This window comes from bacterium, assembly GCA_030018315.1.
GTDB lineage: Bacteria > Hydrothermota > UBA3073 > JACQXS01 > JAGMCI01 > JASEGA01.
This window is the reverse complement of sequence record JASEGA010000013.1, coordinates 1-25,678: the sequence shown is the minus strand read 5'-3', so window position 1 is coordinate 25,678 and position 25,678 is coordinate 1. Positions and strand designations below refer to the sequence as shown.

At 34.9% G+C, this 25,678-nt stretch carries 33 protein-coding genes, 2 tRNA genes and 1 pseudogene; 13 read left to right on the top strand and 23 right to left on the bottom strand.

The features are described 5' to 3' along the window. Window positions 1-48 precede the first annotated feature (48 nt). Complete coding sequence (locus tag QMD71_05540) at window positions 49-1,314, top strand: oligosaccharide flippase family protein (GenBank protein ID MDI6840292.1); 1,266 nt, start codon at window positions 49-51, stop codon at window positions 1,312-1,314. On the opposite strand, the gene QMD71_05535 is transcribed toward QMD71_05540, so the two are convergent. The 23 genes and pseudogenes from QMD71_05535 to QMD71_05425 form a co-directional block, all read right to left on the bottom strand. After that, window positions 1,315-2,580 (bottom strand): glycosyltransferase family 4 protein, encoded by a 1,266-nt coding sequence (locus QMD71_05535; protein ID MDI6840291.1) that lies wholly within the window; start codon window positions 2,578-2,580, stop codon window positions 1,315-1,317. Next, entirely contained in the window at window positions 2,577-3,299 is a 723-nt protein-coding gene (locus QMD71_05530) for a nucleotidyltransferase family protein (GenBank protein ID MDI6840290.1), read from the bottom strand. The genes QMD71_05535 and QMD71_05530 overlap by 4 nt, the downstream gene beginning before the upstream one ends. Before the next feature lie 6 nt (window positions 3,300-3,305). Further along, window positions 3,306-4,343 carry an NAD-dependent epimerase/dehydratase family protein gene (locus QMD71_05525; GenBank protein ID MDI6840289.1) on the bottom strand — a complete coding sequence of 346 codons (1,038 nt, stop codon included), beginning with the start codon at window positions 4,341-4,343 and terminating at the stop codon, window positions 3,306-3,308. A 222-nt stretch (window positions 4,344-4,565) separates the two neighbouring features. Beyond that, a complete protein-coding gene (locus QMD71_05520) occupies window positions 4,566-5,675 on the bottom strand; it encodes a radical SAM protein (GenBank protein MDI6840288.1) in 1,110 nt (369 codons plus the stop codon). Continuing rightward, complete coding sequence (locus QMD71_05515) at window positions 5,651-6,043, bottom strand: hypothetical protein (GenBank protein ID MDI6840287.1); 393 nt, start codon at window positions 6,041-6,043, stop codon at window positions 5,651-5,653. The genes QMD71_05520 and QMD71_05515 overlap by 25 nt, the downstream gene beginning before the upstream one ends. 16 nt (window positions 6,044-6,059) lie before the next feature. Next, window positions 6,060-6,248, bottom strand: a complete 189-nt coding sequence (locus tag QMD71_05510) for a hypothetical protein (GenBank protein MDI6840286.1) — start codon at window positions 6,246-6,248, stop codon at window positions 6,060-6,062. Continuing rightward, window positions 6,241-7,389, bottom strand: a complete 1,149-nt coding sequence (locus tag QMD71_05505; protein MDI6840285.1) for a DUF362 domain-containing protein — start codon at window positions 7,387-7,389, stop codon at window positions 6,241-6,243. The genes QMD71_05510 and QMD71_05505 overlap by 8 nt, the downstream gene beginning before the upstream one ends. Window positions 7,390-7,544: 155 nt before the next feature. Next, entirely contained in the window at window positions 7,545-8,519 is a 975-nt protein-coding gene (locus QMD71_05500; protein ID MDI6840284.1) for a GDP-mannose 4,6-dehydratase, read from the bottom strand. Between the two features lie 201 nt (window positions 8,520-8,720). After that, entirely contained in the window at window positions 8,721-9,923 is a 1,203-nt protein-coding gene (locus QMD71_05495; GenBank protein MDI6840283.1) for a glycosyltransferase family 4 protein, read from the bottom strand. A 51-nt stretch (window positions 9,924-9,974) separates the two neighbouring features. Then, window positions 9,975-11,111 carry a glycosyltransferase family 1 protein gene (locus QMD71_05490; protein ID MDI6840282.1) on the bottom strand — a complete coding sequence of 379 codons (1,137 nt, stop codon included), beginning with the start codon at window positions 11,109-11,111 and terminating at the stop codon, window positions 9,975-9,977. A 20-nt stretch (window positions 11,112-11,131) separates the two neighbouring features. Beyond that, window positions 11,132-11,755 (bottom strand): DapH/DapD/GlmU-related protein, encoded by a 624-nt coding sequence (locus tag QMD71_05485; protein MDI6840281.1) that lies wholly within the window; start codon window positions 11,753-11,755, stop codon window positions 11,132-11,134. Window positions 11,756-11,813: 58 nt separating this feature from the next. Continuing rightward, window positions 11,814-12,500 carry a glycosyltransferase family 2 protein gene (locus tag QMD71_05480; GenBank protein ID MDI6840280.1) on the bottom strand — a complete coding sequence of 229 codons (687 nt, stop codon included), beginning with the start codon at window positions 12,498-12,500 and terminating at the stop codon, window positions 11,814-11,816. A 7-nt stretch (window positions 12,501-12,507) separates the two neighbouring features. Further along, window positions 12,508-13,107: a methyltransferase gene (locus QMD71_05475; GenBank protein ID MDI6840279.1), complete on the bottom strand. Its 600-nt coding sequence runs from the start codon at window positions 13,105-13,107 to the stop codon at window positions 12,508-12,510. A 107-nt stretch (window positions 13,108-13,214) separates the two neighbouring features. Then, the gene (locus QMD71_05470; GenBank protein ID MDI6840278.1) at window positions 13,215-14,732 is read right to left on the bottom strand and encodes a glycosyltransferase family 39 protein; all 1,518 of its coding nucleotides are present in this window, start codon (window positions 14,730-14,732) and stop codon (window positions 13,215-13,217) included. Between the two features lie 73 nt (window positions 14,733-14,805). Next, on the bottom strand, window positions 14,806-15,729 hold the full coding sequence (locus tag QMD71_05465) for a glycosyltransferase family 2 protein (GenBank protein MDI6840277.1): 924 nt from the start codon (window positions 15,727-15,729) through the stop codon (window positions 14,806-14,808). 4 nt (window positions 15,730-15,733) lie between these two features. Continuing rightward, the gene (locus tag QMD71_05460; GenBank protein ID MDI6840276.1) at window positions 15,734-16,045 is read right to left on the bottom strand and encodes a DUF86 domain-containing protein; all 312 of its coding nucleotides are present in this window, start codon (window positions 16,043-16,045) and stop codon (window positions 15,734-15,736) included. A gap of 122 nt (window positions 16,046-16,167) precedes the next feature. Further along, window positions 16,168-16,434 (bottom strand): nucleotidyltransferase domain-containing protein, encoded by a 267-nt coding sequence (locus QMD71_05455; GenBank protein MDI6840275.1) that lies wholly within the window; start codon window positions 16,432-16,434, stop codon window positions 16,168-16,170. Between the two features lie 37 nt (window positions 16,435-16,471). Beyond that, window positions 16,472-17,134 (bottom strand): annotated as a pseudogene (locus QMD71_05450) (glycosyltransferase family 2 protein). Window positions 17,135-17,163: 29 nt separating this feature from the next. Further along, a complete protein-coding gene (locus tag QMD71_05445) occupies window positions 17,164-18,195 on the bottom strand; it encodes a lysylphosphatidylglycerol synthase transmembrane domain-containing protein (GenBank protein ID MDI6840274.1) in 1,032 nt (343 codons plus the stop codon). Then, a complete protein-coding gene (locus QMD71_05440) occupies window positions 18,192-18,653 on the bottom strand; it encodes a DUF177 domain-containing protein (protein ID MDI6840273.1) in 462 nt (153 codons plus the stop codon). The genes QMD71_05445 and QMD71_05440 overlap by 4 nt, the downstream gene beginning before the upstream one ends. Window positions 18,654-18,718: 65 nt before the next feature. Continuing rightward, entirely contained in the window at window positions 18,719-18,958 is a 240-nt protein-coding gene (locus QMD71_05435; GenBank protein MDI6840272.1) for an amino acid permease, read from the bottom strand. Beyond that, entirely contained in the window at window positions 18,955-19,725 is a 771-nt protein-coding gene (locus QMD71_05430; protein MDI6840271.1) for an NAD+ synthase, read from the bottom strand. The genes QMD71_05435 and QMD71_05430 overlap by 4 nt, the downstream gene beginning before the upstream one ends. Before the next feature lie 13 nt (window positions 19,726-19,738). Beyond that, window positions 19,739-19,812 (bottom strand) — tRNA-Arg (locus QMD71_05425). Between the two features lie 242 nt (window positions 19,813-20,054). On the opposite strand from QMD71_05425, the gene QMD71_05420 reads away from it, so the two are divergent. The 12 genes from QMD71_05420 to QMD71_05365 all read left to right on the top strand — a co-directional run bounded on the left by QMD71_05420 (window position 20,055) and on the right by QMD71_05365 (window position 25,514). Further along, window positions 20,055-20,139 (top strand) — tRNA-Leu (locus QMD71_05420). Window positions 20,140-20,146: 7 nt separating this feature from the next. After that, entirely contained in the window at window positions 20,147-21,385 is a 1,239-nt protein-coding gene (tig, locus tag QMD71_05415) for a trigger factor (protein ID MDI6840270.1), read from the top strand. Window position 21,386: 1 nt separating this feature from the next. Further along, complete coding sequence (locus QMD71_05410; GenBank protein ID MDI6840269.1) at window positions 21,387-21,983, top strand: ATP-dependent Clp protease proteolytic subunit; 597 nt, start codon at window positions 21,387-21,389, stop codon at window positions 21,981-21,983. Then, window positions 21,980-22,114 (top strand): 50S ribosomal protein L34, encoded by a 135-nt coding sequence (rpmH, locus tag QMD71_05405; GenBank protein ID MDI6840268.1) that lies wholly within the window; start codon window positions 21,980-21,982, stop codon window positions 22,112-22,114. The genes QMD71_05410 and rpmH overlap by 4 nt, the downstream gene beginning before the upstream one ends. Next, entirely contained in the window at window positions 22,050-22,478 is a 429-nt protein-coding gene (rnpA, locus tag QMD71_05400; protein ID MDI6840267.1) for a ribonuclease P protein component, read from the top strand. The genes rpmH and rnpA overlap by 65 nt, the downstream gene beginning before the upstream one ends. Beyond that, window positions 22,475-22,795, top strand: a complete 321-nt coding sequence (locus QMD71_05395; GenBank protein ID MDI6840266.1) for a nucleotidyltransferase family protein — start codon at window positions 22,475-22,477, stop codon at window positions 22,793-22,795. Before rnpA ends, QMD71_05395 begins: the two co-directional genes overlap by 4 nt. Before the next feature lie 65 nt (window positions 22,796-22,860). Continuing rightward, complete coding sequence (locus QMD71_05390; GenBank protein MDI6840265.1) at window positions 22,861-23,121, top strand: DUF86 domain-containing protein; 261 nt, start codon at window positions 22,861-22,863, stop codon at window positions 23,119-23,121. A 56-nt stretch (window positions 23,122-23,177) separates the two neighbouring features. Beyond that, on the top strand, window positions 23,178-23,345 hold the full coding sequence (locus QMD71_05385; protein MDI6840264.1) for a hypothetical protein: 168 nt from the start codon (window positions 23,178-23,180) through the stop codon (window positions 23,343-23,345). Between the two features lie 18 nt (window positions 23,346-23,363). Then, a complete protein-coding gene (locus tag QMD71_05380) occupies window positions 23,364-23,846 on the top strand; it encodes a hypothetical protein (protein MDI6840263.1) in 483 nt (160 codons plus the stop codon). Then, a complete protein-coding gene (locus QMD71_05375) occupies window positions 23,822-24,520 on the top strand; it encodes a hypothetical protein (protein MDI6840262.1) in 699 nt (232 codons plus the stop codon). The genes QMD71_05380 and QMD71_05375 overlap by 25 nt, the downstream gene beginning before the upstream one ends. Then, window positions 24,517-24,726 (top strand): membrane protein insertion efficiency factor YidD, encoded by a 210-nt coding sequence (gene yidD / locus QMD71_05370; protein ID MDI6840261.1) that lies wholly within the window; start codon window positions 24,517-24,519, stop codon window positions 24,724-24,726. The genes QMD71_05375 and yidD overlap by 4 nt, the downstream gene beginning before the upstream one ends. A gap of 35 nt (window positions 24,727-24,761) precedes the next feature. Then, window positions 24,762-25,514, top strand: coding sequence for an MBL fold metallo-hydrolase (locus QMD71_05365; protein MDI6840260.1), 753 nt, complete (start codon window positions 24,762-24,764; stop codon window positions 25,512-25,514). The last annotated feature ends 164 nt before the right edge of the window (window positions 25,515-25,678 follow it).

Here is a 25,678-nt window from a genome sequence, read left to right as displayed (position 1 = left end):
TTCTTATAAAAAGCTTGCAATTCTTACAAAGTGTATTATTGTTATTTTATGCCTCAAGGAGTTAAGAAAGGTGCTCTTTTCTCGTTCATTGGATTAGGTGGGTCCGGTTCAGTATTATTTATCTTTAATGTAATAGCGGCACGAACTTTAGGACCTGCTAATTTTGGTGTATTCAATATTCTATACTCACTTATCGGTCCAATTGCTACATTATTGGCATCAGGTGCTGCAGATGGAATTATAAGATTCAGTGCCGCTGCCGAGGCAATGGGAGAAAAAGCTAAGATAAGCAATGCTATAAGAAATGGCAGTCTTTTAACCATGGCATTGTTTATCGTATTCCTTGTTTTTGCCTTGAGCACAAGAAACTTTATTCAGACTAAATACTTAGATAATAAACCCGCCTTTTTTTCAATTTTTATTCTCAGTGTCTTATTCTGCTCAATAATCTTTCTCTTACGAGGCATATTTCAGGGCTTGAGAGAATTCAAGTACTATTCTTTATCCACACTTTCTGAGCCCCTTACCAGGCTGATATTTCTTCTCCTACTTGTCAACATTTTACACTTCGGAATTACAGGAGCCTGTGGTAGCCTTCTAATAGGTTATTTTATCTCCCTTATACCCACAGCTTGCTTATGTCTGACATTGAGGGACAGGTTTACAGGAGACAACAAGGAAGCAAAAAATGAAAGTCAAAAAGAGTTCTTCTCTTTTGCTGCTCTAGCCACTTTTATTCATTTCTTTCGGATATTCATTCTAAGGTCGGGTCCTATTTTTCTTAAAATGTTAGGTGGTACAGATGCAAACCTTTTAACCGGCTTATATAGTTCCGCATTGGTGTTACTAAACTCACTCCATATACTATTCACCGCTCTTTCCACCGCTATATTCCCTAACTTGACCAGAGTAGAGGTATTGAAAGAAGAAGGTATCAAGAAAAGATACATCAAAAAGGCAATACTTCTTGCTACGGGATTAGCATCTCTTATGATTATACTTTTCTCTTTTTTAGGAGCTTGGATATTAAAAGTAATTTATGGAAAAGAGTTTATTTTAAGCAGGTTAGATTTGTTTCTTATTTCAAGTATGATGGGCTTCTATTTCATTGCAGAACTATTAAATTATATTTTTCTTGCAAAATTACTTACTAAAGAGGCTTTTATAATATGGAGCGTCTCTTTCCTATTTCTTATTTTATTTATATATTTAAGCAATTTACCTCCACTTCTAAGGGTAGAATTAGGACTTTGCATAGCATCATTCTTAAACTTTATCTTTATGTTTACTAAGCTCATAATTATAAAAAAGTAGTTACTTCTTGCAAATTGACAAGTTAGTATATAAATTTAGTAATTCATAAGAAGAATAATTCTCAAAAATAAATCTTACTTTACTTTTTCCCTTTTTCCCCATCCTCTCAGCTATTTCTGGATTGGTTAATAGATATTGTATTTTTTCGGCAAATTTTTTATAATTTTTAAAGTCATCTATCAAAAACCCATTTTCTCTACTTTCTATAAATTCATCTGTTGCTCCAATTTTACTAGTTATAACTGGTCTACCAACTGCTAATGCCTCAATCAGGATAAGCGGTCCAAATTCTTTCGGCCATTGATGTGGTACAACTACAACATTACATTTGGATATTATACTCAGTGTTTCAGGATTATTTTTTTTACCCAAGAAAAATATACTATCTTGTGCATTATTCTGCACAACTTTATCTTTTAAATTCTTGACAAATGCTTCTTTTCCTGTCCCTATTAAATATAATTTTGCCTCTGGGATTAAACCCAATACATCCAAGAATGCATCAACCAAAATATCTACCCCATTTTCTACCGAAATCCATCCCGCAAAACCTACTGCTGGCCCTTTTATATCTTCTTTTGTTTCACCTAATTTAGCTAATTTATAATGATAAATTACTTTCACCCTTTCCGGTTTAATCCCATAATCTATTAGCCTCTGCCGAGAAGGTTTTGATAGGGCAACAAAACAATCCACCTTTTGGTTAAAATAATCAAATACCTTAGCTCTAATCAAAAAAAAAGTTTTCAATAAAATATTTGGCGTAATATAAGTTATAGTTTTTAAAATACCCTGTTTCATTTCTGATACGCATTGGTAACATTCTGCCCCATGGTAGGTTGAGCAATTATCACCGTTAGGCTTTCTTATAAAAGTCCGAGGGCAAAATATAAAATAATCTGCCACTGTATAAACTATTGGTATTTTAAGCATCAAACAAGTAATAATTGTAGGCAAGTATAGATATTTGCCATTGATGTGGACAATATCTGGTTTGGTTTTCTTTAAAATTCCATAAAGGTTGATTATGGCACAGACATCTAAAGGAAAGTTTGAAACTACAGCTTCATACTTCTTTAAAGGGGTGTTTATTTCATAAACTAAGTTACCTTGTTTGTTTTTGGTATAGTCAAAAGAGGAGGTCAAAAAAAAAATCTCACAATTTACACTTTTAAGTATATCTGAAAGAGTAACAGCAATGAGCTCAGCGCCACTCCAAATTTTATGGTACCCGGGGAGATGGTCTGAAACAATCCCAACCTTCATCCAAAAAGTTTCTCAGCCACTATAATATCTTCTTCTGAATTTATATTGGTGTATTTATCACAAATATCAAAAATTTTCACTAATTGTCCATTATCAACTGCGCATTGTATCAAATCAGGGAGCTCTTTTTCTCCTCTTTCCGGATGTATCGGTGTCCTCTCTATATAAGATAGAATCTCATTCTTGAATATACAATGTCCTGTCCCTTGAAAATCGTTCAATACTTTCTTTGGCTTTTCTATTAATCTAAAAATTCTGCCATTATCATCCACTAACACGGTATATGTTCTGCTTATCTTACTTTTGTCTTTTTGTATCATGACGCCACAGACTCCGAACAAATCTTCATCCTTAAACTTATCTAACATTTCTTTATGCCTACTATTTATCAATACTTCATCTCCTAACAACAAGAAAAAATCGTCCTCACCTATCGCATGCTTACTGCATTCAATTGCATGAACCAACCCTTTTTGTTCCCATTGGAGCACATACTTTATCTTTTTCCCATTATACTCTGTCCCATATCTGTTTATTATATCTTCTGCTCTATGCCCAACCACAATTACGATTTCGCTTATATCCACTATCTCAGCGGCACGGTCAATGTTATATTCAATCACAGGTTTACCGCCAAGTTCAAGCATGCATTTATTTACTGAGTTGGTTATCTCTTTTAATCTTTTTCCTCTTCCGCCAGCAAGAATTAATGCTTTCATAAAGATTTAATTACCCCCTTTACTGAACAATTTTTTATTTTCTTCTATCCACTCAATAAGTGTTCTAATTCCTTGTTTTGGCATAATAAGCGGTTTCCAATTAAGCTCTTTTTGTGCTTTAGTTATATCACATATAAAATATCTTAAATCCCCAAGCCTATCAGGCCCAAATTTAACTTCAGGCTTTTTCCCTTTAATTTCAGCTATGATATCTATACATTCTAATAAAGATATAGCAGTTTCCGTGCCTCCTCCAATGTTGTATATTCCTGGTTTTCGCGAATGGTAGAAGGCATCAAACGCCCGGCAAACATCAGTAGCATAAATAATATCTCTAACCTGCTTACCTGAGCCATAAATAGTTATCGGCCAATTTAACACACTACGTATTGCAAAGTTAGCCACCCACCCGTGGTCCTCGCCCCCAAATTGCCTAATCCCATAGATTCCAGTGAGTCGGAAACTTGCCGCCTCAACTCCATAAGTATCTATATAAACTTTGACATATATATCTCCCGCAGCTTTTGAAGCATGTAAAGGCGTTAAAGTCCCCTCTAATGTAGGATAACTTTCATCAATTGCTTCTGGCTCTCTAACATACCGTGTATCACTTTCACTCAATGTTTGATTAATTTTATTCCCATAGACATGAATTGTTGCGCATGACGCTACAGGTATCTTAAGCATTTTAGCTGTTTCCAGAACATTAAAACTACCCATAACATTTGTGGTAACATCTAATCGGGGGTCTTCCCAACTAATTGTCATAGCTGGCTGTGCTGCAGTGTGTATTATGTAATCACATCCCTGAGCATTATCAATTAATTCTTCAAAATTCCTAACATCCGCTTTAACTACCTTTACTCCAATATTCTTTAGATAGTTCCAAGTGTAGTTCCGTGCTTCCTCAGTTGCATAGCCAGTTCGCTGCAGTTCATATTTTGTCATGTTATCGTAAGATACTACTTCAACTCCTTTTTTGACATAAAATTCACAAATATGTGACCCTAAAAAACCACACCCTCCTGTAACTAACACTTTCATATTCTTTCTCCTGTATTCCGACGAGTCGTGATTATTTTTAGCTTTTATTGCCTTTTAAGTAAGATAGCACAAAATTAATATTCTGTCAACCTTTTTAAGATAACACAAAATTAATATTAGTATCTTGTTCCAAGTAATGTACCATCCCTATTGTAAAACGATGTCGTTACCAATGTACTTGTATTTACATAACTACTATTAACAAGGGACTCTGATGATTGCTTATCTACCTCTGGTGTCATAACAACTACAGTTCTTGCATTGGATAGGAACTTTATTTTTGCTTAACATCTTTCTAAAATTTCTATATTCCTTTCCTTTCCATATTTCTCTAAAACTCTGCTCAAACACATTTCCCAAACTATATTTTTTCTGGAACTCACGGCGATTTGCCTCATTTCCGGCACAACAGGGAATAACATGTCCAGTAGCAAATATAAAAGGCTCAATCCATGCAGTGCATCTATAAATGGGAAGTTTATCTTGAGACACATCTATGTTCCATATCAAGTGAATACCTAACTCTTTCGCCTTTTTCTCCACTGCCGTAATAACCTCTGGCGGTATTTCAATGAATAAATCCTCAATTTCCTCAAAACTATGTAGTGCTCTGGTAAATTGAATACTCACCTCCATATCCTTTACAATAGTATGGACTAACTCAATATAAGGAAGCATCTCGTGCAGATTTATTTTAGTAACTATATAATGAAAGCAAATATCAGGATAAACCAGACTTTTCCTATTTTTCAGTTGAGATAGATAGCGTACATTTTCTATAACTCTCTCAAAATTGGAACCAACTCTTATTCTTTCGTATGTTTCTTTAGTTGCTCCATCTATAGAGGGCAAAATTCTATCTATTCTTAAATTTATCAGCTCTTCAGCAATTTTTTTATCTACAAGATAAAAAGTATCGTAAATCTCTATATACACACTTTTAGATTTAAGATATCGCAACATCTTCATAAAATCCTTGTTAAGAAAACTCTCCCCTATGCCTGTGAGTCCTATCCACTTTAGCCTTGGGAATTGGTCTACAATTGCTTTAAATTCTTCAAATGACATATCTCTTGCTGGCTCGTTCCAATAAGTATGTTCACACATTATGCATTTCATATGACATCTGGTAGTAGTCTCTATCTCTACGCAGATTGGATAAGGAGCTACCGAATACAACCATTTGAGTAAAATAGAATTTTTACTTGTAGTAAGCATTTTAAAGTAAAGATAATTAATGGCATGCTTAATTCCACCGGTTGCTAAAGTAGTAAGAATCTGCCTTTTTAGAGCTAAATACCTTCTCTTTATTCTCTGTAATTTTCTCTCCATTTCATCCCTTCCAGAGTCAAGAGCCTTTTCACTTCGTTATAAATTCTTAAATTATGTGCCTCATCAGATAACTTTTCCGCCCACCTAATAAGGTAATTTTTATCAAGTTTATCGGAATGACGGATTGCTACTTTTTCCAAGTCTGTTGATGCGATGACGAAGTCAACATGAAATTGACCTAAAAATACTTGGAAGGCGCCATTTTTTGCTTCTGTAATACATTTTCTATTATTAAATTTAAACCCAGCCTCCTTCAATCCATATAGAAAATTGGAAATGTCGTCCCTGTCTAATAATATATCAATATCTACATCCCCTGTAACTCTCGGCTCGCCAAGAGTACCCGCTGCTATACCACCAATTATCATATAGTCAATTTCTTCCTTATTTAGGAGTATCAGGAGCAAAATTCTTACGCCATTCCCAAATAAGTGTAGAAGAAATGAGACTCTCCTCAAGTATCAATGCATCCTTGAGCGATAACCTTTTCAACCATAAAATTTTATCTTGCTCCATCCTTTTAAAACGCTCCTTATTCAATAGTCCTTTATTACCTTTTTGGAAGTTACGCATTTTTACTGTGCAGTATCTCTAGTGTATTCTTTAACATCTTATAGATGAAGCCATAAGTGACTGTGTAATCCATTGCTCCTTGTTCACAGGATTCACAGCAACATAAACAACCTATACATCTTTTTAAATCTATTTTTGGTCCCCCATTTTGAAGCCTAATGCAATCACGCGGACACATCTCTACACACACACCACACCTAATACATCTACCCCTAAAACGTAGATACGGCTTCTTTCTGAATATCTTTTTGTTAATTACCGGAAGCTGTGTCACTACAGGTGAGAACGGGAATGGCATATCAAAACACTTCTTGACATCTTTAACACTTACACCCTCATATACAGTACTAAGTGAGGAGTAACGAGTAATAAGAGCTGCTAGCCGAATATGTTCTACCTTATTTGGTTTGTACCCCATAACCTCTACCCCAGTGCTATCTACAGCTACTCCATCTGTTCCTCCAATTATTAAATCCATTTTCACCGGCCGTCCGTGTACAGGTCCGAGTCTACCTTCCAAACCATATATGCCATCTATAAAATATAGCATCTTCTTGTGTGCATTTAAATATGTAAAAATATCAACTAATGCACTATTTAGTCCATCTCTATGCGCAATACGACGGTCACTATGTGGAACACAGCCAAATAGATTCTTGATAGAAAGGCTAACCATTGTCTCACTATGTGTCTTCAACTTTGCTACACTAATAACAAGGTCGCTCTCCATCACTTCCTCAGGGAGATGAAATTTTCCCAATACTATTCTATGTCTCACTATCTTATTATTTGTCTCCACTTTCACCCATTTACCTTTATCAAAATTCACTACTTTTGCACCTAATTTTTCAAGTCTGTAAACCCCCAATTTTTCAAAGACATCATCCGTGCCACTGATAGCACTTTCACCTACTACAATTTCTTTTATACCACACTCGTGAAGAATTTTTATCATACTTGCAACGAGCCGAATATCAGTAGTGATGCCAAGCCAGGCTGGACTGGAATTAAGGAAATTGGGCTTAAGAAGCACTTTATGCACACCAGAGAGTAATTTAGCAGAAACAATCTTATCAAAGCAAAAACGGGTTGCACCATAAATATCATCACCGTTAACCTTAGCAATGCAAACAGTAGACATTGAATTACAACAGATTATGTCTTTGCTGCAAACAGCATAACTGCTCTAATATCGTCCCCAGTAATGAATGGATATTCCTTTTAGAAAATCTATCAAAGGCTTCTCAATGTTTACATCGGCAATAAACTTTAATTTTTTGCATCTATCAATCTTCTTCATTTTTCTTTAAGCCTTCTCAGGTCATTTTCAACCATCATCTTAACTAACTCTTTAAACTCAACTGTTGGCTCCCAGTCCAGCTTTTCCTTTGCCTTCGTAAAATCGCCCCTGAGTTCGTAAACTTCTGCAGGTCGATATAGGTTCTTATCTATCACCACATAATCCTGCCAGTTAAGGTTAACATATCCAAAAGCCAGCTCTACAAACTCCCTAACTGAATGTGTTTTACCTGTTGCAATTACATAGTCATCAGCTTCGTTCTGTTGTAGCATAAGCCACATGGCTCTCACATAGTCACCAGCATAACCCCAGTCTCTTTTTGCGTCTAAATTTCCAAGTCTTAATTCTTTAGTTAATCCCAATTTAATTTCAGCAACTGCATTAGTAATTTTTCGGCTCACAAACTCAAATCCTCTTCTGGGTGATTCGTGATTAAAAAAGATACCTGAACATGCGTAAAGGTTATATGCCTCGCGATAATTTCTTGTTAAGTCAAACCCTGCTACTTTAGATATTCCATATGGGGAACGAGGGTGGAAAGGTGTCTTCTCATTTTGAGGTGTCTCTTCTGCCTTTCCAAACATTTCGCTAGAAGCAGCAAAATAAAATTTGCAGTTTGGAACCCTATTTTTAATCGCTGCCAAAATAAAATGTGTTCCATTAACATTTGTGTTGATTGTAGAAAACTCGTCTTCAAATGAGTAACTAACAAAACTTTGTGCAGCTAAATGGTAACATTCATCAGGTTTCACTTTTTCAACCACATCAAAAATGCTTGCATAGCTCTCTAAAGAAGCAGGATGTAAATTTATTCTATCAAGAATATGCCTTATCCGCCACAGCCTATGCTCAATATCTTCAATGGCTACCCTCCTCACAATCCCATGAACTTCGTAATTCTTCTCCAAGAGGAACTCGGCTAAAAATGAGCCATCCTGTCCTGTAATCCCTGTGATTAGTGCCTTCTTCATTTTACCTCCATCTAAATTGTAATAGTTTAGTTTTTCTAAGCTCTGGAGTGCAAAATCGGTGATTTTGCAAAATAATGAGGTGGAGAATGTTTATAAATTTTATAATTTGCAACAACATCGTTGTTGCACTCCATATTATTCCTTTCTGTTTTTTAGAAATACTTACCTATTATTCTAAATTATCACAATTAGGGATAGAAGTCAAGAAGTTTCATTATATGTTTTAACCAACCTATCTATAATTTTTTCCCAACTGAAGTTTGTTTTAATGAACTTGTGACCGGCCTCGCCAAACTTATTTGCCAGAGCTTTGTTATTAAGAACTTCATAAATAGCAGCAGCTAATTTTGTAGCATCTTTTTCTGGAACTAATAGTCCTGTTTCCCCATCTTTCACAATATCTACTATACCACCAACTTGAGAAGCTACGACTGGCTTTTTGTAACTCATTGCTTCAATTAAAACCACACCTAAACCTTCAGTATCACCTTTTGAATCGGTACATGCAGGCAATACAAATACATCGCAATTCAAGTAATATTCTTTAAGCTTATGTTCTGAAATTTTTCCTGTAAAGATAACTTTCTCCTTTAATCCTTTTTCATCCACTAACTTTTCAAGCTTCTCCCTCTCTGAGCCTTCTCCCACAATTGTAAGTGTAGAATCTATTTTCTTAGATACCATATCAAAAGCTTCAATAAGATATTTTACTCCCTTCCGCTCAACAAGTCTACCAACAAATAGAATATTGTTTTCTGGCTTCTGTTTTCTGTCTTCTGTCCTCTGTCCTCTATCCTCTATTTTCTGACTGCTTGCAATTGCAGCTCCAAATGGAATTATTATTACTTTGGTAGGAATAAGCTCATTTATCAAGTTTGCTGTATATGTAGAAATTGCTGTTACAGTATCTGAACTTTTAACCGCCCATTTAAGAAAAGGGGTTAAAATTGGTAACTTTTTCTTAACCCATTTTAACTCTACACCATAAAAAGAAGACACTATACTAGCGTTGCATAACTTTTTACCAATATACCCAAATATTGCATGTGGAAGTGGCCAATGTACATGAATCATATCATATTTTGATGCCCTGCACAACTTGATTATCCCAGATATACCGCCAATTAAATAAAATATAACAAGTATTTTATAAAACATACCCCTTTTTAATCTATCAGGTGTAGTCTCCTCATGAGTTAATTTTTCCCACCTTTTAAAGAAATATCTAAACCTTATTACATCAATGCCATAAATTCTTTGATTACCTAATCCTTTGTAAGATGATGTAAACACATCAATATTTAGACCGCAAGTCTTAAGTTTTAATATACTCTCAACAAGCCACGGTGTTATAACATCGCCTTCATATCTTGGAAAGGCAGTCACTATATATAAAACTTTCATTTTAGCAGACAGAATACAGTAGACAAGGAAGGAAAATGTTATTATACTGCTTCAGAATAGAAGCTTCTTGTATAACTCCACAGTTTCTGCTGCAGTCTTTGCCCAACTGAATTTATGTGTCCTCTCAATCCCTTTTTCACGTAATTCTTTATATAGCCTATTATTTGTTAAAACACGCTGCATTGCATTCATCAACTCAATTGGAGATTTGGGATTAACTGTAATTGCTGCATTACCTACAACCTCAGGTAGTGAACTCGTGTTTGAACTCACCACAGGTAAATCGCAACTCATTGCTTCTAATGCAGGTAAGCCAAATCCTTCATAATATGAAGGAATCACAAATAAGTCTGCTGCACTGTAAAAGATGGGAAGTTCGGTCTCAGGTATAGCATCAAAATATTTGATTTTATCTGTTAATTTTAATTTGTGTATAAGCCTATCTGTGTGCCAACTCTTTTTACCTACCCTTACAAGTAAAGTGTTGGGCATTTTTTTATTCAAAAGAGAAAAAGCAACAAGTAAATTAGATATGTTTTTTCGCCTCCCTTCTGTTCCTACATTCAAAATTAACTTTTTGTCCAAAGGTAAGCCAAACTGTAAGTTAAGCTTTTTTCTTACAGCTGATTTTTCATAAGGCTTAAATGTATCAGAATCTACTCCTAAATAAATCACTTTTATCTTATTAGCAGGAATGCCAAAAATTTTTACAAGATAGTTTTTAGTAGACTCCGAATCTACAATTATTTTTTGGCTTATTTTGAGACCTGAATATAAATACCTACGAAAATGTGGCTCCAATAAATTAGATGGCATAAGAAGTGGGGCAATATCGTGACAAGTTACTACATAACGAGGGACTGTCAGCTTATTAGCTCGCGACTTAATCACACGAATAAGAAAAGATAGATTTTGATTCGCAAAGTGAAATATATCATAATTTGTAGGAATTTTTTTACTCATTCTATACCAAAAATATGGTTTATTGTCAAAAATGGGGATTTTGTAAGTCTTGTTTATTGGGTAGCCATCCTCTTTTTGTAACTCTCTTTTATTATAATCTAAAAATAGGAAATCTATATTATGGTTTTTTTGAGGTAAAGTCTTTTTAAACCCCTCATATAATTTCAGTGCATACTTACCCATGCCAGAGTAAAGTGGCTGGTCATTTATAAGCACTATCTTCATCTTTATGTAAACGAATTACCCTAATGACAGCGAATTTTTGGATTCTTGTAGCAAAATTTTTTGAATCCCATTTTACATTTTAAATCATAAATTGAACCCCTCACTTCAGCAGGAACTCCATAAGCAACAGAATTAGGTGGTATATCTGCAGTAACTACACTACCCGCCCCTATTAATGAATTCTCACCTATTGTGATATGAGGAAATAATGTTGCATTTACACCAACTCTTGTCCCCCTCTTTATTGTTGGTCCTTTCATACACTTTCCACATATGGGATGTAAATCATTTGCTATCATCACACCTGGAGACAAGAAAACATAGTCTTCAATTATTGTATACTGTGCTACATAGACATTGCTGTGTATTTTAACATGATTACCTATCTTGCACCCATAGTCAACTGTTGAATTATTCCAAATCTTGAAATTGTCGCCAATAATATTGTCTTCTCTCACTACCACATTATGACCAGTTTCAAAATTATTCCCAATTTCAGTACCAGCATAAATAACATTTCCGGAGCGTATAATAGCATTAGCACCTATCTTAAGTTTATAAGAAGACAGCTTCCTACCCGGTAAACACCCTAATATAGCCGTTGAGTCAATTTTGCAATTCTTGCCAATTATCAATTCTACCATTTTTTAATTTTTAGCACATAAGTCTCAGGCTTTTGAGTGACATAGACAACTTCAAATCTTATTTTACTCTCCACTTTACCAATGTCCATATTGCCTGTAACCCATCCCAAAATCCTATCTTCTTGCCCCCCTTGGTGCTTCTTCCTTTATAGGAAATAGGCACCTCTAATATCTTTATCCCCTTGCGCAACAATTTTGCCGTAACCTCTGGTTCAAAATCAAACCTCTTTGAGTGTAGATTCAATCCATTAATAACTTGAGTTTCTATACATTTATAACAGGTTTCCATATCTGTAAGTCGTGAGCCGTAGAATAAATTCGTAAGAAATGTCAAAATCTTATTCGCAACAAGACTGGAGAAGACAAACTCTCCTTTCCCTCTGAATCGTGAGCCATACACAACACATGCCTTTCCTTCCTCTATCGGTTTTAACAATCTTGGATATTCTTCTGGTTTATATTCCATATCTGCATCCTGAATTATGACCACATTTCCTGTTACATATTGGAGTCCCGACCTTATTGCTTCCCCCTTTCCTCTATTCCGGTTATGATAAATTACTTTAATTTTTTGGTTCTTGATTTTTTCTAATATCTCTCTTGTCCCGTCGGTGGAGAAATCATCAACAATTATGAGCTCCTTGTTAATTGAACCATTCTTTAGTTTTTCAATAATAGAAAGAATTGTGTCTTTCTCATTATAAACAGGAACAATTATACTACATTTCAAATTTTTTCTCTTCATGTCAGTTTCAATTTTCTCTTTTTCTTGCCACTACAAATAACGACATTCCCCACTGAGGAGCCCAATACTTTTCTGTGCGGGATAACATTGGCACTATCCTATCAAAAAGAATAGTCTGCAAGACAGGAAATGATCTACGATGGAATATCTTGCCATTTATAAACCAACCGCTGATACCTAAAAGATTATAATAGCGTAATTTCTCTATCTCCAACTCTACTCTTTCTATCTTTTTTCTTAAATTTCCTTTATTATACCTCCGGAAATGACCCACTTCCTTATCTACACTACCGTAAAGTCCTTCTAACCTGGGCACAAACAGTAAAAGTCTGCCACTTGGTTTAAGGAGTTCTCTCATATTAATAAGTGCCTGCTCATCCTTTTCAACATGCTCTAATACATTCACACAGATAACTGTATCAAATCCCTCAGGAATCGAGGGAGGGAAAATATCCATAGAGATATCTAAGTGGTAAAAAGGCACTGTCGGATAGTAAATTTTCATATGTTTAATAAAATATTCTGATTTATCCAGACAGGTAAGATGTCTCTTTCTCTCTCTCTCAAGATAAAAGGTAAGATTGCCAAGTCCACATCCCCTCTCTATAATCTCATTTCCTATAAAAGGCTTCAGAACATCAATAATCTATGCATTATACCTGTGAGTTAACGCTAAAGTCCGCAATGCCTGTTCCCCAATATCAGGATAGTCTCTCATCTTTCTTTTAACTCTTTCCTCTTCACTCTCAGCACCAGAGTTTGAGGTTGATCCGTAGCATACACCACTGTAAAGATTTCTCTATTCTCTTTGAGGACAGGAATAAGATATTTTGGAGTAGTGCCTGTCCAGAAAAAGTGGTCTACTAATATGTAATCCGATTTATTAATAGCATCGAGAATTTGCTGGTGCTCATAAGTCATTGGATAGCAAAAAGTCTTGCGATTTGCTCTTAAATAGAAAAGCCCAGGTTTTCGACACAATACTACAGCATCTGGTAAAGTATTTAATCTAATCCAATCGGATGCCAAATAATAATTCCTCCAATCAGATGAATAGCCAGCCATCTCATCACCCTTTCTATAATAGGATAACATTCTAATGTTTGGTGGAATTTTCGGTAAAGTAGTCTGAAGACTTGTAAAAGCGCTTATTCCTATAAATACTCCGGGTACTACTAAATATTTAGATGCAATTTTAGAAATACCATTAAAGAAATAAAAAATTACAAAAGGTAGAATAGGGAACAAAAAACGCTCACTACTCCATACAGAGGGCCAGCCTAAAGTTATGATAGCATAAAATAGTAAAAAGAAATGAACAAAATGTTTTTTCAACAAAATATCTTTGATTAAACCATAAATTACTATCCCTAAAATTATAAGAGATAATAAAACTGTCCCTAAATTTAGAGATTTATATGGTGGAGTCAATTTGTGGTAAGAGGGAAATATAAATCCAGGTATAATACTGAGAGCATATATCTTAAAGTTTGTATAAACTCGAGTTGCAATGTCAGAAATAGCTACATAACCAGACTTAATGTCATATGGATTTTTTAAAAGAAATTGAGTAAAGTAGCCTCCTCCCTGTGATACCCTGCTATTTCTTACAATCCACGGCAATATGAAAGCTAAACTAATGAGTAAAAATGCAAGGACTTCTTTAAATTTACGCCTATATAATAAATAAACTATTGCTCCAATAATTATAGCAATCCCAACTGTTCTCACAAAATAGCAAGCTATTGCTGAAAGAGTGCCAAAAAAGAACCATATTGACTTATTTTTGAGTTCCCATTGCCCCCACAGATATATTGTTAAGAGTGTAAAAAAGAGAAAAGAGGGCTCAGAAAGTATTATATGTGAATTTTCTAAAAAAGTAGGACTTATTGCAAACAAAAAAAGTATAGGATAGGAAAGTGAAGCTATCCTTTTCTGCTTAAGAATTAGATAAAAAATATAAACGGCTCCAAGAGAAAGCAGGAGAGAGAATATTTTTAAGCCCAAAAATTTATCACCTATTATAGCCATTATCCCTCCAAGTAGTAATGGATAACCTGGAGGATACTGGGTATGCGGAAGGTTTGAGGGTTCATAAATATCGCGGTACCCAGTCCCACTTATTAGTGATTTTGCAAGGCATATATAAGTAGCATTGTCGCCACCAGTATCTAACTTTGGGTCAAAAAGTAGTAAAGCAAAGACTAAACTTACTCCTAAAATAATATACATTAAAATTTTTTTGTTGTAAAAGAAAGCAAATTTGTAAGTTTTACGTTTTTGTCTAATATGTTTTTGTTTCATCTTATTTCCTCTCCATTCTTTTTATCTCATCGTGTAAACCAGCTATAGTCTCAGCTAAAAAACCCAAGATAAAGAGTAAAAGTCCTATAGTAATTAATAGAATTATTAAATAAAGTAAAGGCCTAAACCCATGATTAAGGACAAACCTCTGATAAATAGCAATAACCCCAATAATAAAACCTGCAATCAGAAATATTCCGCCCAATGTCCCAAAAAGAAGTAGCGGTTTCTTCATAAATGAGACTTGAAACTTAACAGCTATTAAGTCAAGAATACCTATAATTATCCTGATAGGACCACCATATTTTGATTTACCATAGAGACGAGGATAAATTTCTACCTCCACTTCACCTACTTTATACTTTTTATCACAAGCCAGTGCCACTATATAACGATGCCAATCTTTCCTTAAAGTCATATCTTCTAAGACTTCGCGTTTTAATAACTTTATTGAATTCTGGTCATGTATTGGTATTTTAAATAGCCATCTTGATAGGGCATTATATGTCCGGGAAACAGCTTGTTTCCCATATTTACCTCTTTTCCAACCTGTTACTACATCATACTTTTTGTCCAACTTTTGAATAAGTTCTGGTATACAAGACGGTGAATATTGGAGGTCTGCATCCATTAACACCAATAAATCACCGGAAGCTGCCTTTAACCCAGACAATATAGCTTCGGTTTTGCCAAAATTATGGCGATGTCTGATTACTTTCATAAAGTTGTAATTAGCCTCGCATTTCTTAGCTATTTCATATGTCTTATCCTCACTGCCATCATCTACTAATATAACTTCACAATCCAACTTGGTATTAGAAATCATATTCTGTAGTTCTTTAATTAAAATAGGAATATTCTCCTCTTCATTATAGGCTGGGATAATTACTGAAACTTTTTGACTTATTTCCTTTTGCTCAACCATGATTTTATATGGCCCATAAACTTATAGATATCTGAAATCTTTTGGCAAATTCTATTGGAAGGATTTTCAGCTCACCTAATCGTGTTATATGCTCTCTATAATCTTTAGGCTTCTCAGCTTGCTCCAATGAGATTATCCTTCCACCTATGTCAATACAACGTTGAGCTGCAATTTCAAGATTCCTTTCGGCAATGTCACGTAAATCGGAATTGGAGAGAAAATCTTTAAGCTTCCTTTCTTTGAGGGGCTCTAATTTTTCTAAGCATCCTTTCAGTTTTTCTAAGTGCCTCTCTACACCGCTGAATTCCTCTTTCATAATTTGACTCCTTTAATATCTCTTCTCTTTGCTTTCTTAAAACAGGAAGATAATCAAAATACTTACTTAGAGTATTAGCCTCAAATTCAACCCTATCATATACACTTCTCTCATACAGCAATTTACCAGTTGCTATAATATATAATATTATATGCCAATTCAATGGGAGCAGAATTTAATACTACAAGGTCTACTTTACCAGTATTTAATGCCTCACATAGCTCACTATGAACTTGATACTTATAGTTATACGGGACTTTCTTGTTCACAAGAATAGCAATGTCATAATCACTTAAGGCTCCTATTTTACCGTAAGTCATGGAACCGAAAATATACATTAAAATTATCTCCTTCCTACGATTAGCAATTTCTATAAGTCTTTTATTCACAATTCAATTATCTCTCAAATCCCATCAATGTCAATAATTATTTAACTCTCCACTTAATAAGGGTTAGTATTGCATGGATGCCATCTTTTAGACCTATCTTCTTTCCCTTTATTTTTCTATGATATGAAATAGGGACTTCAAAAATTTTGTATCCCTTCCTTAACAACTTTGCTGTCACCTCGGGCTCAAATTCAAATCTATTTGATTTAAGTTTTAGATTATTAATTACATCTCTTTTTATACACTTGTAGCAGGTCTCCATATCTGTAAGTTTAGAGGAATAAAGTAAATTTGTGCTAAAAGTAAGTACCTTGTTTGCTATACGACTTATAAGATTAAATTTGCCCCCCTTTAAACCTTGACCCATAAACTACAGAGAATTTTCCTTTTTCTATATGCTGTAAAATCATGAGATACTCGTTAGGGTTGTATTCTAAATCTGCGTCCTGTATAATTACCACATCTCCAGTTGCATATTGTAAGCCAGACCTAATAGCAGCCCCTTTACCTTGATTTTTGGAATGATAAATAGTTTTAAGTTTTGAGTTTTGAGCTTTTCTAACATTTCCCTTGTTCCATCATTTGAATTATCATCCACTACTATAATTTCTTTATCAATAGGAACTGAGTTAACACATTCAATAAGCTTTAAAATTGTATCCTTTTCGTTATAGACTGGAATAATTACAGAAAGTTTCATTCTCTCCTTGTAACTAAAATGTAAAAAAGTTAGTCAGACCCAAAACTATCCTCTATTTTTGATTTGTCATGTAGTTTATCAGTAGCTGAAACACGATTATTTGTGTGAAATTGAGGTTTGAGCTTCATAAAAGGAAAAATAATTCCACCTGCTAAACTTCCTATCACTCCAACAAAATAAAAAAGTAGAGAGAGGGTGACAGCTTGTGACTCTGTCAGTCCCATCTGTGCAAAGAAAAACCTATACCCCCATTCCCTGAGTCCTAATCCGTTTATAGTAATTGGTATTGTTGCCAAAAGCCCTATTATTGTAGGATAAACTACATAACTCATAATAGGAAGTTTGAACCCCAGTGATATTCCAACTGATAAGTTCATAAATGCAATACTGAGTTGCATTATAAATGAAACTAAGATAACTTCAAAAATAGTCTTTTTTTCCTCTCTGTAAAGATACATCGCATTGTAGAACTCTTTCACTTTATTACCGAGCTCAAATACTTTTACCCTTTCCACTATACCTTTAAATTTACGCATAAAGCCACGCTCAAAAAATAAATATATGAGAGTACTTGCAATAACAAAAACTGTAAGTATGGGTATAATTACAGTTTTTACTATAACTGGTCTAAACCAAACAAAAGATATAATAATTACAATAATAGTAAAAGAAACAACCGCCCAACTCCCAATAAGTAATTCTGTTAGCACAGATGAGAAAGCTTCTTTGTTCTTTCCTGTAGTCCTTCCCGCATATAAAGCTCTTATAACACTACCACCAAAGACTGCTGGCAAAAAGTTGTTATAAAAAAAACCAATTAGATAGTAAGCAAGTGCGTTCCGGTAGGCAACTTTAACATCTTGTACTAGAAGTAACCGGTGCCATCGTAAAGCACTACTCATGGCTAATAGGGTATAACCAGCAAATGAAGTTAAAAAAATGCGCATATTTGCATTTTTCAAGAGTTCAAATGTCTCTTTAAAATTTACTCTTTTTAAAATGAAAAAAAGGAGCAACCCACTTATCCCTATTCTCAGCAAAACCTTTAAGATATTCTTCATTTACATAAACAAGCGCCCTCGTTTAAATTCTTACCACATATAGGACATAGTCCTTTACAAGCTTCACTACAAAGTGGTTTAATAGGAATTGAAAGTAGGATTGTATCTCGAATAATAGGTAAGATGTCTATTTCTTCACCACTATAAAAGATAGTTTTTGCATCTTCAGGCGAGAGCTCCTCTACAACCGGTGCCATACCAGGTAAAAATAAGCTGTCAAGTTCTTCACTAAACTGACGAGTAAAATCACTTAGACACCTCGAACATACCATAGCCATGCTAAAATCTATTTTACCTTTAATTTCAACTTTTTTCATCTTCTTAATTGCCACAAGCTGGGCAGCTACATCAGAGGCAAGCTCGTCAATAGATAAAGTAGATACAGGAATTAAGTAAAATAACTCACTTACCCCCTCTTTTAATGCCCTAACACTAATTTTTAATTTTGTATTTTGCATTTAATTTATACGATAGACAGCATCCCACAGCAATCAGCTTTATCTGTGCAATAGTAATGATTTGATTAATCAATACTGCGAATGCACCCATACTCCTTACCTGCCTTTGGCATAGCGGTGGCAAGTTCAGCCTTTGCAAGCATAGTTGGTATAACCAAAATGCCAGCTATCAAATAAGAAAGGATTACAGCAGGACCAGTCTTTGCATAAGTAAGCCCTGGCAAAATAAATAAGCCAGAACTAATCATAGCACCCGATGCTATACAAAAAACATCAATAAGGCTCAGTTCTCTTTTTAAATTCATCCTTTTTCTATCTTAAAAATTGGGATAGGCAATCTTTTATGTTCAGAAGATTGGATTAGTTTTTTTACCTTGCTTATAATCCTGGAGTCAACACCCATCTCTTTACCAGTTTCTATAGCTAATATAGCTTTGTCAAGCTCTGTGTAAGAAATACCTAACTCGACCTCATCTGTTTGACCTTGCCATAAACCAGCGGATGGCGGTTTCAAAATTATTTTATCCTGTATTTTAAGCTCCTTTGCAAGCTCTATTACTTCGGTCTTTAAGAGCCCACCCAAAGGTAAGATATCAACCCCTCCATCTCCATACTTGGTAAAATAGCCTGTTATTAGCTCACTCTTATTTCCACAACCAGCTACTAAGTAATTGAGTTTATTAGCAAAATAATACAAAGTTACCATCCTTAGTCTTGCCTTTAAATTAGCTAAACAGACTTTATCTTTAACAGAACTTCTCCCTGTTTGCGGAATGATTTCAATAAGCCTATCATAAATTGAATCAAGCACAACACGTTCTGTCCTAATATCAAACTTTTTTGCTACCAGCATGGCATCTTCCTCATCTGACATCTCACTATAGCATGGCATTATGAGCCCCAATACACACTCACCTAAAGCAAATTTTGATAACACAGCCACTACTGATGAGTCAACTCCGCCACTTAAGCCTAAAACAACACCATCTGCACCCCCTTCATCCACACAGTCCTTTATCCACTTGCTTATTTTAGCTGTAAGCTCTTTAATTTTGCATTTTGAATTTTTCATTTTTAATTTTTATTACCCCTGGTGAGACTCGAACTCACGCCACCCGGTTTAGGAAACCGGTGCTCTATCCACCTGAGCTACAGGGGCATCGGTTATTAAACTACTACGTAATAAGTTAAAAGTCAAGTTTTTATTCCTTATAGGATTACAATTTTCACTTGACACTTACATTATTTAACAATATAATCATAAAATGATAAATTCTAAATCCTAATATTCAAATTCCAATGTTCCAAACACTGTTTGGGATTTGGAGAATTGGAATTTAGATATTGTTTAGAATTTAGTGCTTAGAATTTAGAATTTTTCATAATTATCTATGGAGAGATGGGCAGGTGGCGGAACTGGCATACGCGCTAGGCTTAGGACCTAGTTCCAGTAGATGGATTGCGGGTTCGAATCCCGCTCTGCCCAGTTAAAGATGGAAGTAGAAATCAAAGAGCCTAAAGAATACGAGAGGCTGTTGGAAATCAAAATACCGACAGAGAAAGTTAAAGATAAGATTGATAGTCTCTATCAGAAATATCAAAAGACATTACATATAAATGGATTTAGAAAAGGTAAAATTCCTATATATATCATAAAGGGTAAATTTGGCGACAGCATTAAAGAGGAGGCAATAAGTGATACTATACAGGAAGCTTACAAAGAGGTGATTGAAAAAGAGAATTTCTCACCCATTACTCAGGGTATAATTAAAGAGAGTAAATTTAGTGATGAAGATGGGTTACATTTTAAGATAAGTTTTGAAGTTATCCCTGATATAAAACCTAAAAATTACAAAGGAATTGAAGTAGAAGATTTGCCAACTACAGTAAGTGATAAAGAGGTTGAAGTTGCGCTTTTAAAATTACAGGACTCAAAATCAATTTACACTCCTTTATTAATTATGAGGGGTGCGTTACCCGGTGATATGGTAAGTGTGGACTACGAAATACTCTATGAAGATAAAGGAATAATAAGAAAAAACAAAGTCTCCAATTACGCTATCATACTTGGCGCCCCAGAAGTTCCGCAAGAGATAACACAGGGGCTCATAAACTCTATACCCGGCGATAGACGTAAAGTAGTAATTAGATATCCAATAGATTTAAAAGATGAAAAATTAAGAGGAAAATTAGTTGAATATGAATTTGTAGTCCGTGAAGTAAAAGAAAAAAAGCTACCTGAAATAGATGACGAATTTGCAAAAGATATTGGATTTAACTCTTTACAAGAGCTTAAATACCAAATAGAAAATGAAATTAAAAAAGAAAAAGAAAATATAGCTAAGTCAAAAATACTGACCCAAATTATAAACTCACTTATAGCTGATAATCCATTTGAACCACCGACTTCAATTGTTAATGCATATTTGAGACCTATGCTTAAAAGAGTGGGAACTAATATTGACGAAGAGACCCGAAAAAATCTTGATGAAGTTGCAATATGGAGGGCGAAGCGTGAAATTTTACTTGACCAAATTGCTAAATTAGAGGATATTAAGCTTACAGAAGAAGAGATAAAGTCTAAATTAGTAGAGAATCAGAAAGTCAGTTATGAAGATACTGTAAAATCACTGAAGAAAGAAGGAATCTTTGATTCTCTAATAGAAGAATTTAAGCGAGAAAAGGTGCTTGATTTTTTGGTTAATTGTGCAAAAATAAAAATAGGAGGGTAATATGAACTTAATTCCAATGGTAATAGAAAAAACTACTTATGGGGAGCGTGCTTATGATATATTCTCACGTCTTTTGAAGGAGCGAATAGTAATGATAAGTGGCGAAATCACTGACCCTGTGGCTTCAACAGCAATAGCACAGTTACTATTCCTTGAGTCAGAAGACCCTGATAAGGACGTTCACTTATATATTGATTCTATCGGTGGCATCGTTTCATCCGGGCTTGCTATATATGACACAATCCAATATATAAAGCCGGCTGTCTCCACAATCTGTATGGGGATGGCAGCTTCAATAGCCGCACTGTTACTTGCATCAGGGACGAAGGGTAAACGATATGCACTACCACATACAAGAGTGCTCATCCATCAACCTATGGGTGGAATATCAGGCCAAGCTGTCGATATTGCTATACATGCACAAGAAATAGTTAAAATAAGGGATGAACTAAACCAAATACTTGCATTTCATACAGGTAATCCTGTTGAGAAGATAGCAAAGGATACTGACAGAAACTTTTGGATGTCTGCTACTGAGGCAAAAGAATATGGAATTATTGATAGAGTGATAAGTAAAAGGACGGATATCAAAAAATGAAGCCTACATATCATCCATCAAAGATAAGGCGTAAAAGGAGATGCGGCTTTAGGCACAGGATGAAAAGTGCCTCCGGTAGAAATATCTTATCCAGGCGTAGAAAAAAAGGCAGAAAACGGCTTACAGCTTAACTTTGTGTCAAATAAAACTTTCACCCCTCGCGATAGACTAATTAAGAATAAAGACTTTGATAAAGTATTTAAATTTGGCACCCACATGTCAGGAAACAATCTCACTATTATCCGACTTCCGGCACATAGTAGAAGAATAGGGTTTATTATCAGTCATCAGATAAAAGGAGCTGTGGTGAGAAATAAATTGAAGCGCAGGTTGCGTGAGCTATATAGACAAAACAAAGAGTACTTTAAAGGTGATTATATTATACTTGTACACAAAGGAGCTGAGCAATTAAGCTATTCTGAACTAAAGGAAGAGACTTTGAAATTAGTGTTAAGTGGGAAGCAAATTCAAGGCGTTGATGAGTGTGTAAGATGAAGACAAAAATACTTACAGACAAAATTATATTTCAATTATTAAAAAAGCATGAGGATATGTTAAAAAAACACGGGGTTAAAAAAATAGGTCTTTTCGGTTCCTATATTAGAGGTAAACAAAAAGAAAGAAGTGACTTAGATTTTCTTGTAGAGTTTGAAACCCCCAACTTTGATGATTTTATGGATTTAGTTTTTTTTCTTGAAGAATTATTTGGTAAAAAAGTTGAACTAATAACAAATGGTAGTTTAAGTCCTTATATTCAACCGTATGTAGAAAAGGAAGTTAAATGGTATGAAACAAAATTTACCATATCTTAAACATATCCTTGATGAAATAATTTTTTTAAATAGATAAAACACAAGGGTTAACTTTTGAAGAGTATTTGCAAGATGAAGTTTTAAAGCGAGCCTCTACAAGAAGTTTTGAGATTATTGGTGAAGCAGTAAAGAATTTGTCTTCTGACTTTAAAAATAAATATAAAAAATTTGAATGGAAAAGAATTGCAGCAATGCGAGATAAGATTATTCATTTTTATTTTGGAGTAAATTGGAATATTGTTTGGCAAGCTATTAAAGAAAAACTACCTTCTCTTAAAAATGAATTTGAAGCCGTAATTAAGGAATTGGAAAAGAATGAAACTTAAGAAATATCTGTACTAAAGGAAGAGACTTTGAAATTAGTGTTAGATAAGGAGGGATAATGTTAGCAATTTTCTTATTTCTTCATCTAAGTTTTTCTGACTGTGGTGCTCAATTTCTTTTAATCGCTCCTGGTGCTAAAGCAGCAGCTATGGGCTCAGCATTTACAGCTTTAGCTGATGATGCCACTGCTATCTATTACAATCCGGGTGCTTTAGCATTTCATTAACGAACAAACATTGTTGCAATGAATATTTCATCACCTCCTGGGATTGGACGAGAGTTATTTCATCATTGGTTAAATTATGTTGGAGAAAAACATTTTCACGGAACACATATATCACTTGAAGGTGAGTGGTGGTTATCAGACATGAGATATTTGTATTACAGCGTTATGTATCCTCTAAGAAAAACAGGCATTTTAGGGCTTGGTTATACTTATATGAGCATAGGTGGAATTATAGCAACCGATGTCTACTGCAATAAAATTGGGCTCTGGACTGCTTATGACTATGCAATAGCTCTTGCTTATGGGAAAGAAATTTGCAAAGGTTTAGGATTAGGTGCATCGTTAAAATATATCTATAGTTTCATAGGTCCAAGTGATATTGGGTGGAGTATTTTGTATAAAGAAGGAAGTTATACTGCTAAAACCGTAGCTTTTGATATAGGGGCTTTTATAAGCTACCTCTGCCAGGGCTCTCCTTGGGACTCAGTTTTCAAAATATAGGTCTAGGGCTTAGCTATAGGTCAGGCTCATCTGCATCACTCCCACGACTTATAAGAAGGGGTATTGCATTTGAGCCTATCTCTACACTTGATGTCTTGTTACCTACTAAAGAGTTACCTTTTAAACTAAGTACGTTTTTAAAATATCAAATAGTATATGAGAAAATAACTGATTTGGTGGGTGAAAAACACGACACATTTAATTGCGAGGGGTATGAACTTACTCTCTTAAATCTTCTGTCTTATAGATGGGGATATAGGTGGGAATATTTTGACCATAAGTTGATGCCTACAGAAACAAAGGGCTATGCATTTAAACTCGGTCCTATAAGTATGGAGGTTGCATATGAGTCAAGCATTTACGATTTCGATATATGGCGTGTTCAGACAACTGTTATACCACATGAGTTTTCAGAATCAAAGTCTATTCAAGCTGATAAAAGATTGAACATAGCTGCTACTTTACTTTCCTGTTTAATGCTTCCTGGGGGTGGTCAGTTTTATAATGGCAATGAATTAAAAGGGTTATGTTTCGCATCTCTTGGGTTCTATCTTGGAGACTTATATTTTCATCAGCCATCTGGTACAAAGAAAACTGTTTCAGCTGTTGGTTTAGGTATACTTTATCTTGCTGGAGCTGCTGAAGCTTTATGGACTGGCGTTTTTAAGCAATGAAAAGACTTTTAATTCTAATTCTCAAATTTTACCATAAACTTTTAGCCCCGTTTTTACCACCTGCTTGCAAGTTTTATCCAAGCTGTTCTGGGTATATGATAGAGGCAATAGAAAAACATGGTATTTTGCATGGGCTTATATTAGGGATATGGAGAGTACTACGCTGTAACCCTTGGAACTCTGGTGGGTATGATCCAGTACCATAATATAATAAATTCCAAATTCCAAACAAAACATTAAAATGGACCGTATTGTATTTTTAGGGACTGCGGGTGCGCGGTTTACTGTATTCCGTCAAATACGGGCATCTGGTGGTATATGGATTACACTTGATGATACGCAAGTGCTTGTGGACCCGGGTCCTGGCTCGTTAGTTAGATGCTTAAAAAGTAAGTCAAAACTTGACCCAACTAAGCTTGATGGAATAGTTCTATCACATCGGCACATTGACCACTCCGCAGATGTAAATGTGATGATAGAGGCAATGACAGAGGGTGGCTATAAGCCACGCGGAGTAATATTTGCACCAAGTGATGCGTTAGATGAAGACCCGGTTGTATTAAAGTATGTTAGGAAATATGTAAAAGGGATAGAAGTGCTAAAAGAAGGAGGTAAATATAAATTAGTGAATATTAAAATAGAGACCCCTATTAGGCATTTGCATCGTGGTGAGACTTATGGTCTAAATCTTATTGGAAAGAATCACCAAATATCATATGTAGTGGATACAAAGTATTTTGAAGGCATATCTAAATATTACAAGGGGGATGTCATTATAATAAATGTAGTCAGGCTGAAACCGACAGAGATTGACCATTTATGTTTAGCTGATGCCAAGCAAATAATCCAGGATAGTAACCCAAAACTTGCTATTCTAACCCACTTTGGTATGACAATGATAAAGTCAAAGCCGTGGGAATTAGCAGATAAATTATCTCAAGAATTAAGGACTAAAGTAATAGCTGCCAGTGACGGGATGAAAATTGAACTGTAACCTCTAAAGTAATATTGAGTCAGGAGACCCAAAACTACCCTTGCTGACATGCGAGGTAAGAGGGCAGGGACAAGTCTTCGCCCTACACTGATGAAGAAGGTGTGCTAATTTTAGTTGAAATTTATGAGGCATCTCCTAAAATCTAAATACTGGAGGTGCATGAG

Coding starts and splice junctions, on each gene's coding strand:
- QMD71_05540 (MDI6840292.1), top strand. CDS start 49: ATGCCTCAAGGAGTTAAGAAAGGTGCTCTTTTCTCGTTCATTGGATTA.
- QMD71_05535 (MDI6840291.1), bottom strand. CDS start 2,580: ATGAAGGTTGGGATTGTTTCAGACCATCTCCCCGGGTACCATAAAATT.
- QMD71_05530 (MDI6840290.1), bottom strand. CDS start 3,299: ATGAAAGCATTAATTCTTGCTGGCGGAAGAGGAAAAAGATTAAAAGAG.
- QMD71_05525 (MDI6840289.1), bottom strand. CDS start 4,343: ATGAAAGTGTTAGTTACAGGAGGGTGTGGTTTTTTAGGGTCACATATT.
- QMD71_05520 (MDI6840288.1), bottom strand. CDS start 5,675: ATGGAGAGAAAATTACAGAGAATAAAGAGAAGGTATTTAGCTCTAAAA.
- QMD71_05515 (MDI6840287.1), bottom strand. CDS start 6,043: ATGATAATTGGTGGTATAGCAGCGGGTACTCTTGGCGAGCCGAGAGTT.
- QMD71_05510 (MDI6840286.1), bottom strand. CDS start 6,248: ATGCGTAACTTCCAAAAAGGTAATAAAGGACTATTGAATAAGGAGCGT.
- QMD71_05505 (MDI6840285.1), bottom strand. CDS start 7,389: ATGTCTACTGTTTGCATTGCTAAGGTTAACGGTGATGATATTTATGGT.
- QMD71_05500 (MDI6840284.1), bottom strand. CDS start 8,519: ATGAAGAAGGCACTAATCACAGGGATTACAGGACAGGATGGCTCATTT.
- QMD71_05495 (MDI6840283.1), bottom strand. CDS start 9,923: ATGAAAGTTTTATATATAGTGACTGCCTTTCCAAGATATGAAGGCGAT.
- QMD71_05490 (MDI6840282.1), bottom strand. CDS start 11,111: ATGAAGATAGTGCTTATAAATGACCAGCCACTTTACTCTGGCATGGGT.
- QMD71_05485 (MDI6840281.1), bottom strand. CDS start 11,755: ATGGTAGAATTGATAATTGGCAAGAATTGCAAAATTGACTCAACGGCT.
- QMD71_05480 (MDI6840280.1), bottom strand. CDS start 12,500: ATGAAGAGAAAAAATTTGAAATGTAGTATAATTGTTCCTGTTTATAAT.
- QMD71_05470 (MDI6840278.1), bottom strand. CDS start 14,732: ATGTATATTATTTTAGGAGTAAGTTTAGTCTTTGCTTTACTACTTTTT.
- QMD71_05465 (MDI6840277.1), bottom strand. CDS start 15,729: ATGGTTGAGCAAAAGGAAATAAGTCAAAAAGTTTCAGTAATTATCCCA.
- QMD71_05460 (MDI6840276.1), bottom strand. CDS start 16,045: ATGAAAGAGGAATTCAGCGGTGTAGAGAGGCACTTAGAAAAACTGAAA.
- QMD71_05445 (MDI6840274.1), bottom strand. CDS start 18,195: ATGAAGAATATCTTAAAGGTTTTGCTGAGAATAGGGATAAGTGGGTTG.
- QMD71_05440 (MDI6840273.1), bottom strand. CDS start 18,653: ATGCAAAATACAAAATTAAAAATTAGTGTTAGGGCATTAAAAGAGGGG.
- QMD71_05435 (MDI6840272.1), bottom strand. CDS start 18,958: ATGAATTTAAAAAGAGAACTGAGCCTTATTGATGTTTTTTGTATAGCA.
- QMD71_05430 (MDI6840271.1), bottom strand. CDS start 19,725: ATGAAAAATTCAAAATGCAAAATTAAAGAGCTTACAGCTAAAATAAGC.
- tig (MDI6840270.1), top strand. CDS start 20,147: ATGGAAGTAGAAATCAAAGAGCCTAAAGAATACGAGAGGCTGTTGGAA.
- QMD71_05410 (MDI6840269.1), top strand. CDS start 21,387: ATGAACTTAATTCCAATGGTAATAGAAAAAACTACTTATGGGGAGCGT.
- rpmH (MDI6840268.1), top strand. CDS start 21,980: ATGAAGCCTACATATCATCCATCAAAGATAAGGCGTAAAAGGAGATGC.
- QMD71_05395 (MDI6840266.1), top strand. CDS start 22,475: ATGAAGACAAAAATACTTACAGACAAAATTATATTTCAATTATTAAAA.
- QMD71_05385 (MDI6840264.1), top strand. CDS start 23,178: ATGTTAGCAATTTTCTTATTTCTTCATCTAAGTTTTTCTGACTGTGGT.
- QMD71_05380 (MDI6840263.1), top strand. CDS start 23,364: ATGAATATTTCATCACCTCCTGGGATTGGACGAGAGTTATTTCATCAT.
- yidD (MDI6840261.1), top strand. CDS start 24,517: ATGAAAAGACTTTTAATTCTAATTCTCAAATTTTACCATAAACTTTTA.
- QMD71_05365 (MDI6840260.1), top strand. CDS start 24,762: ATGGACCGTATTGTATTTTTAGGGACTGCGGGTGCGCGGTTTACTGTA.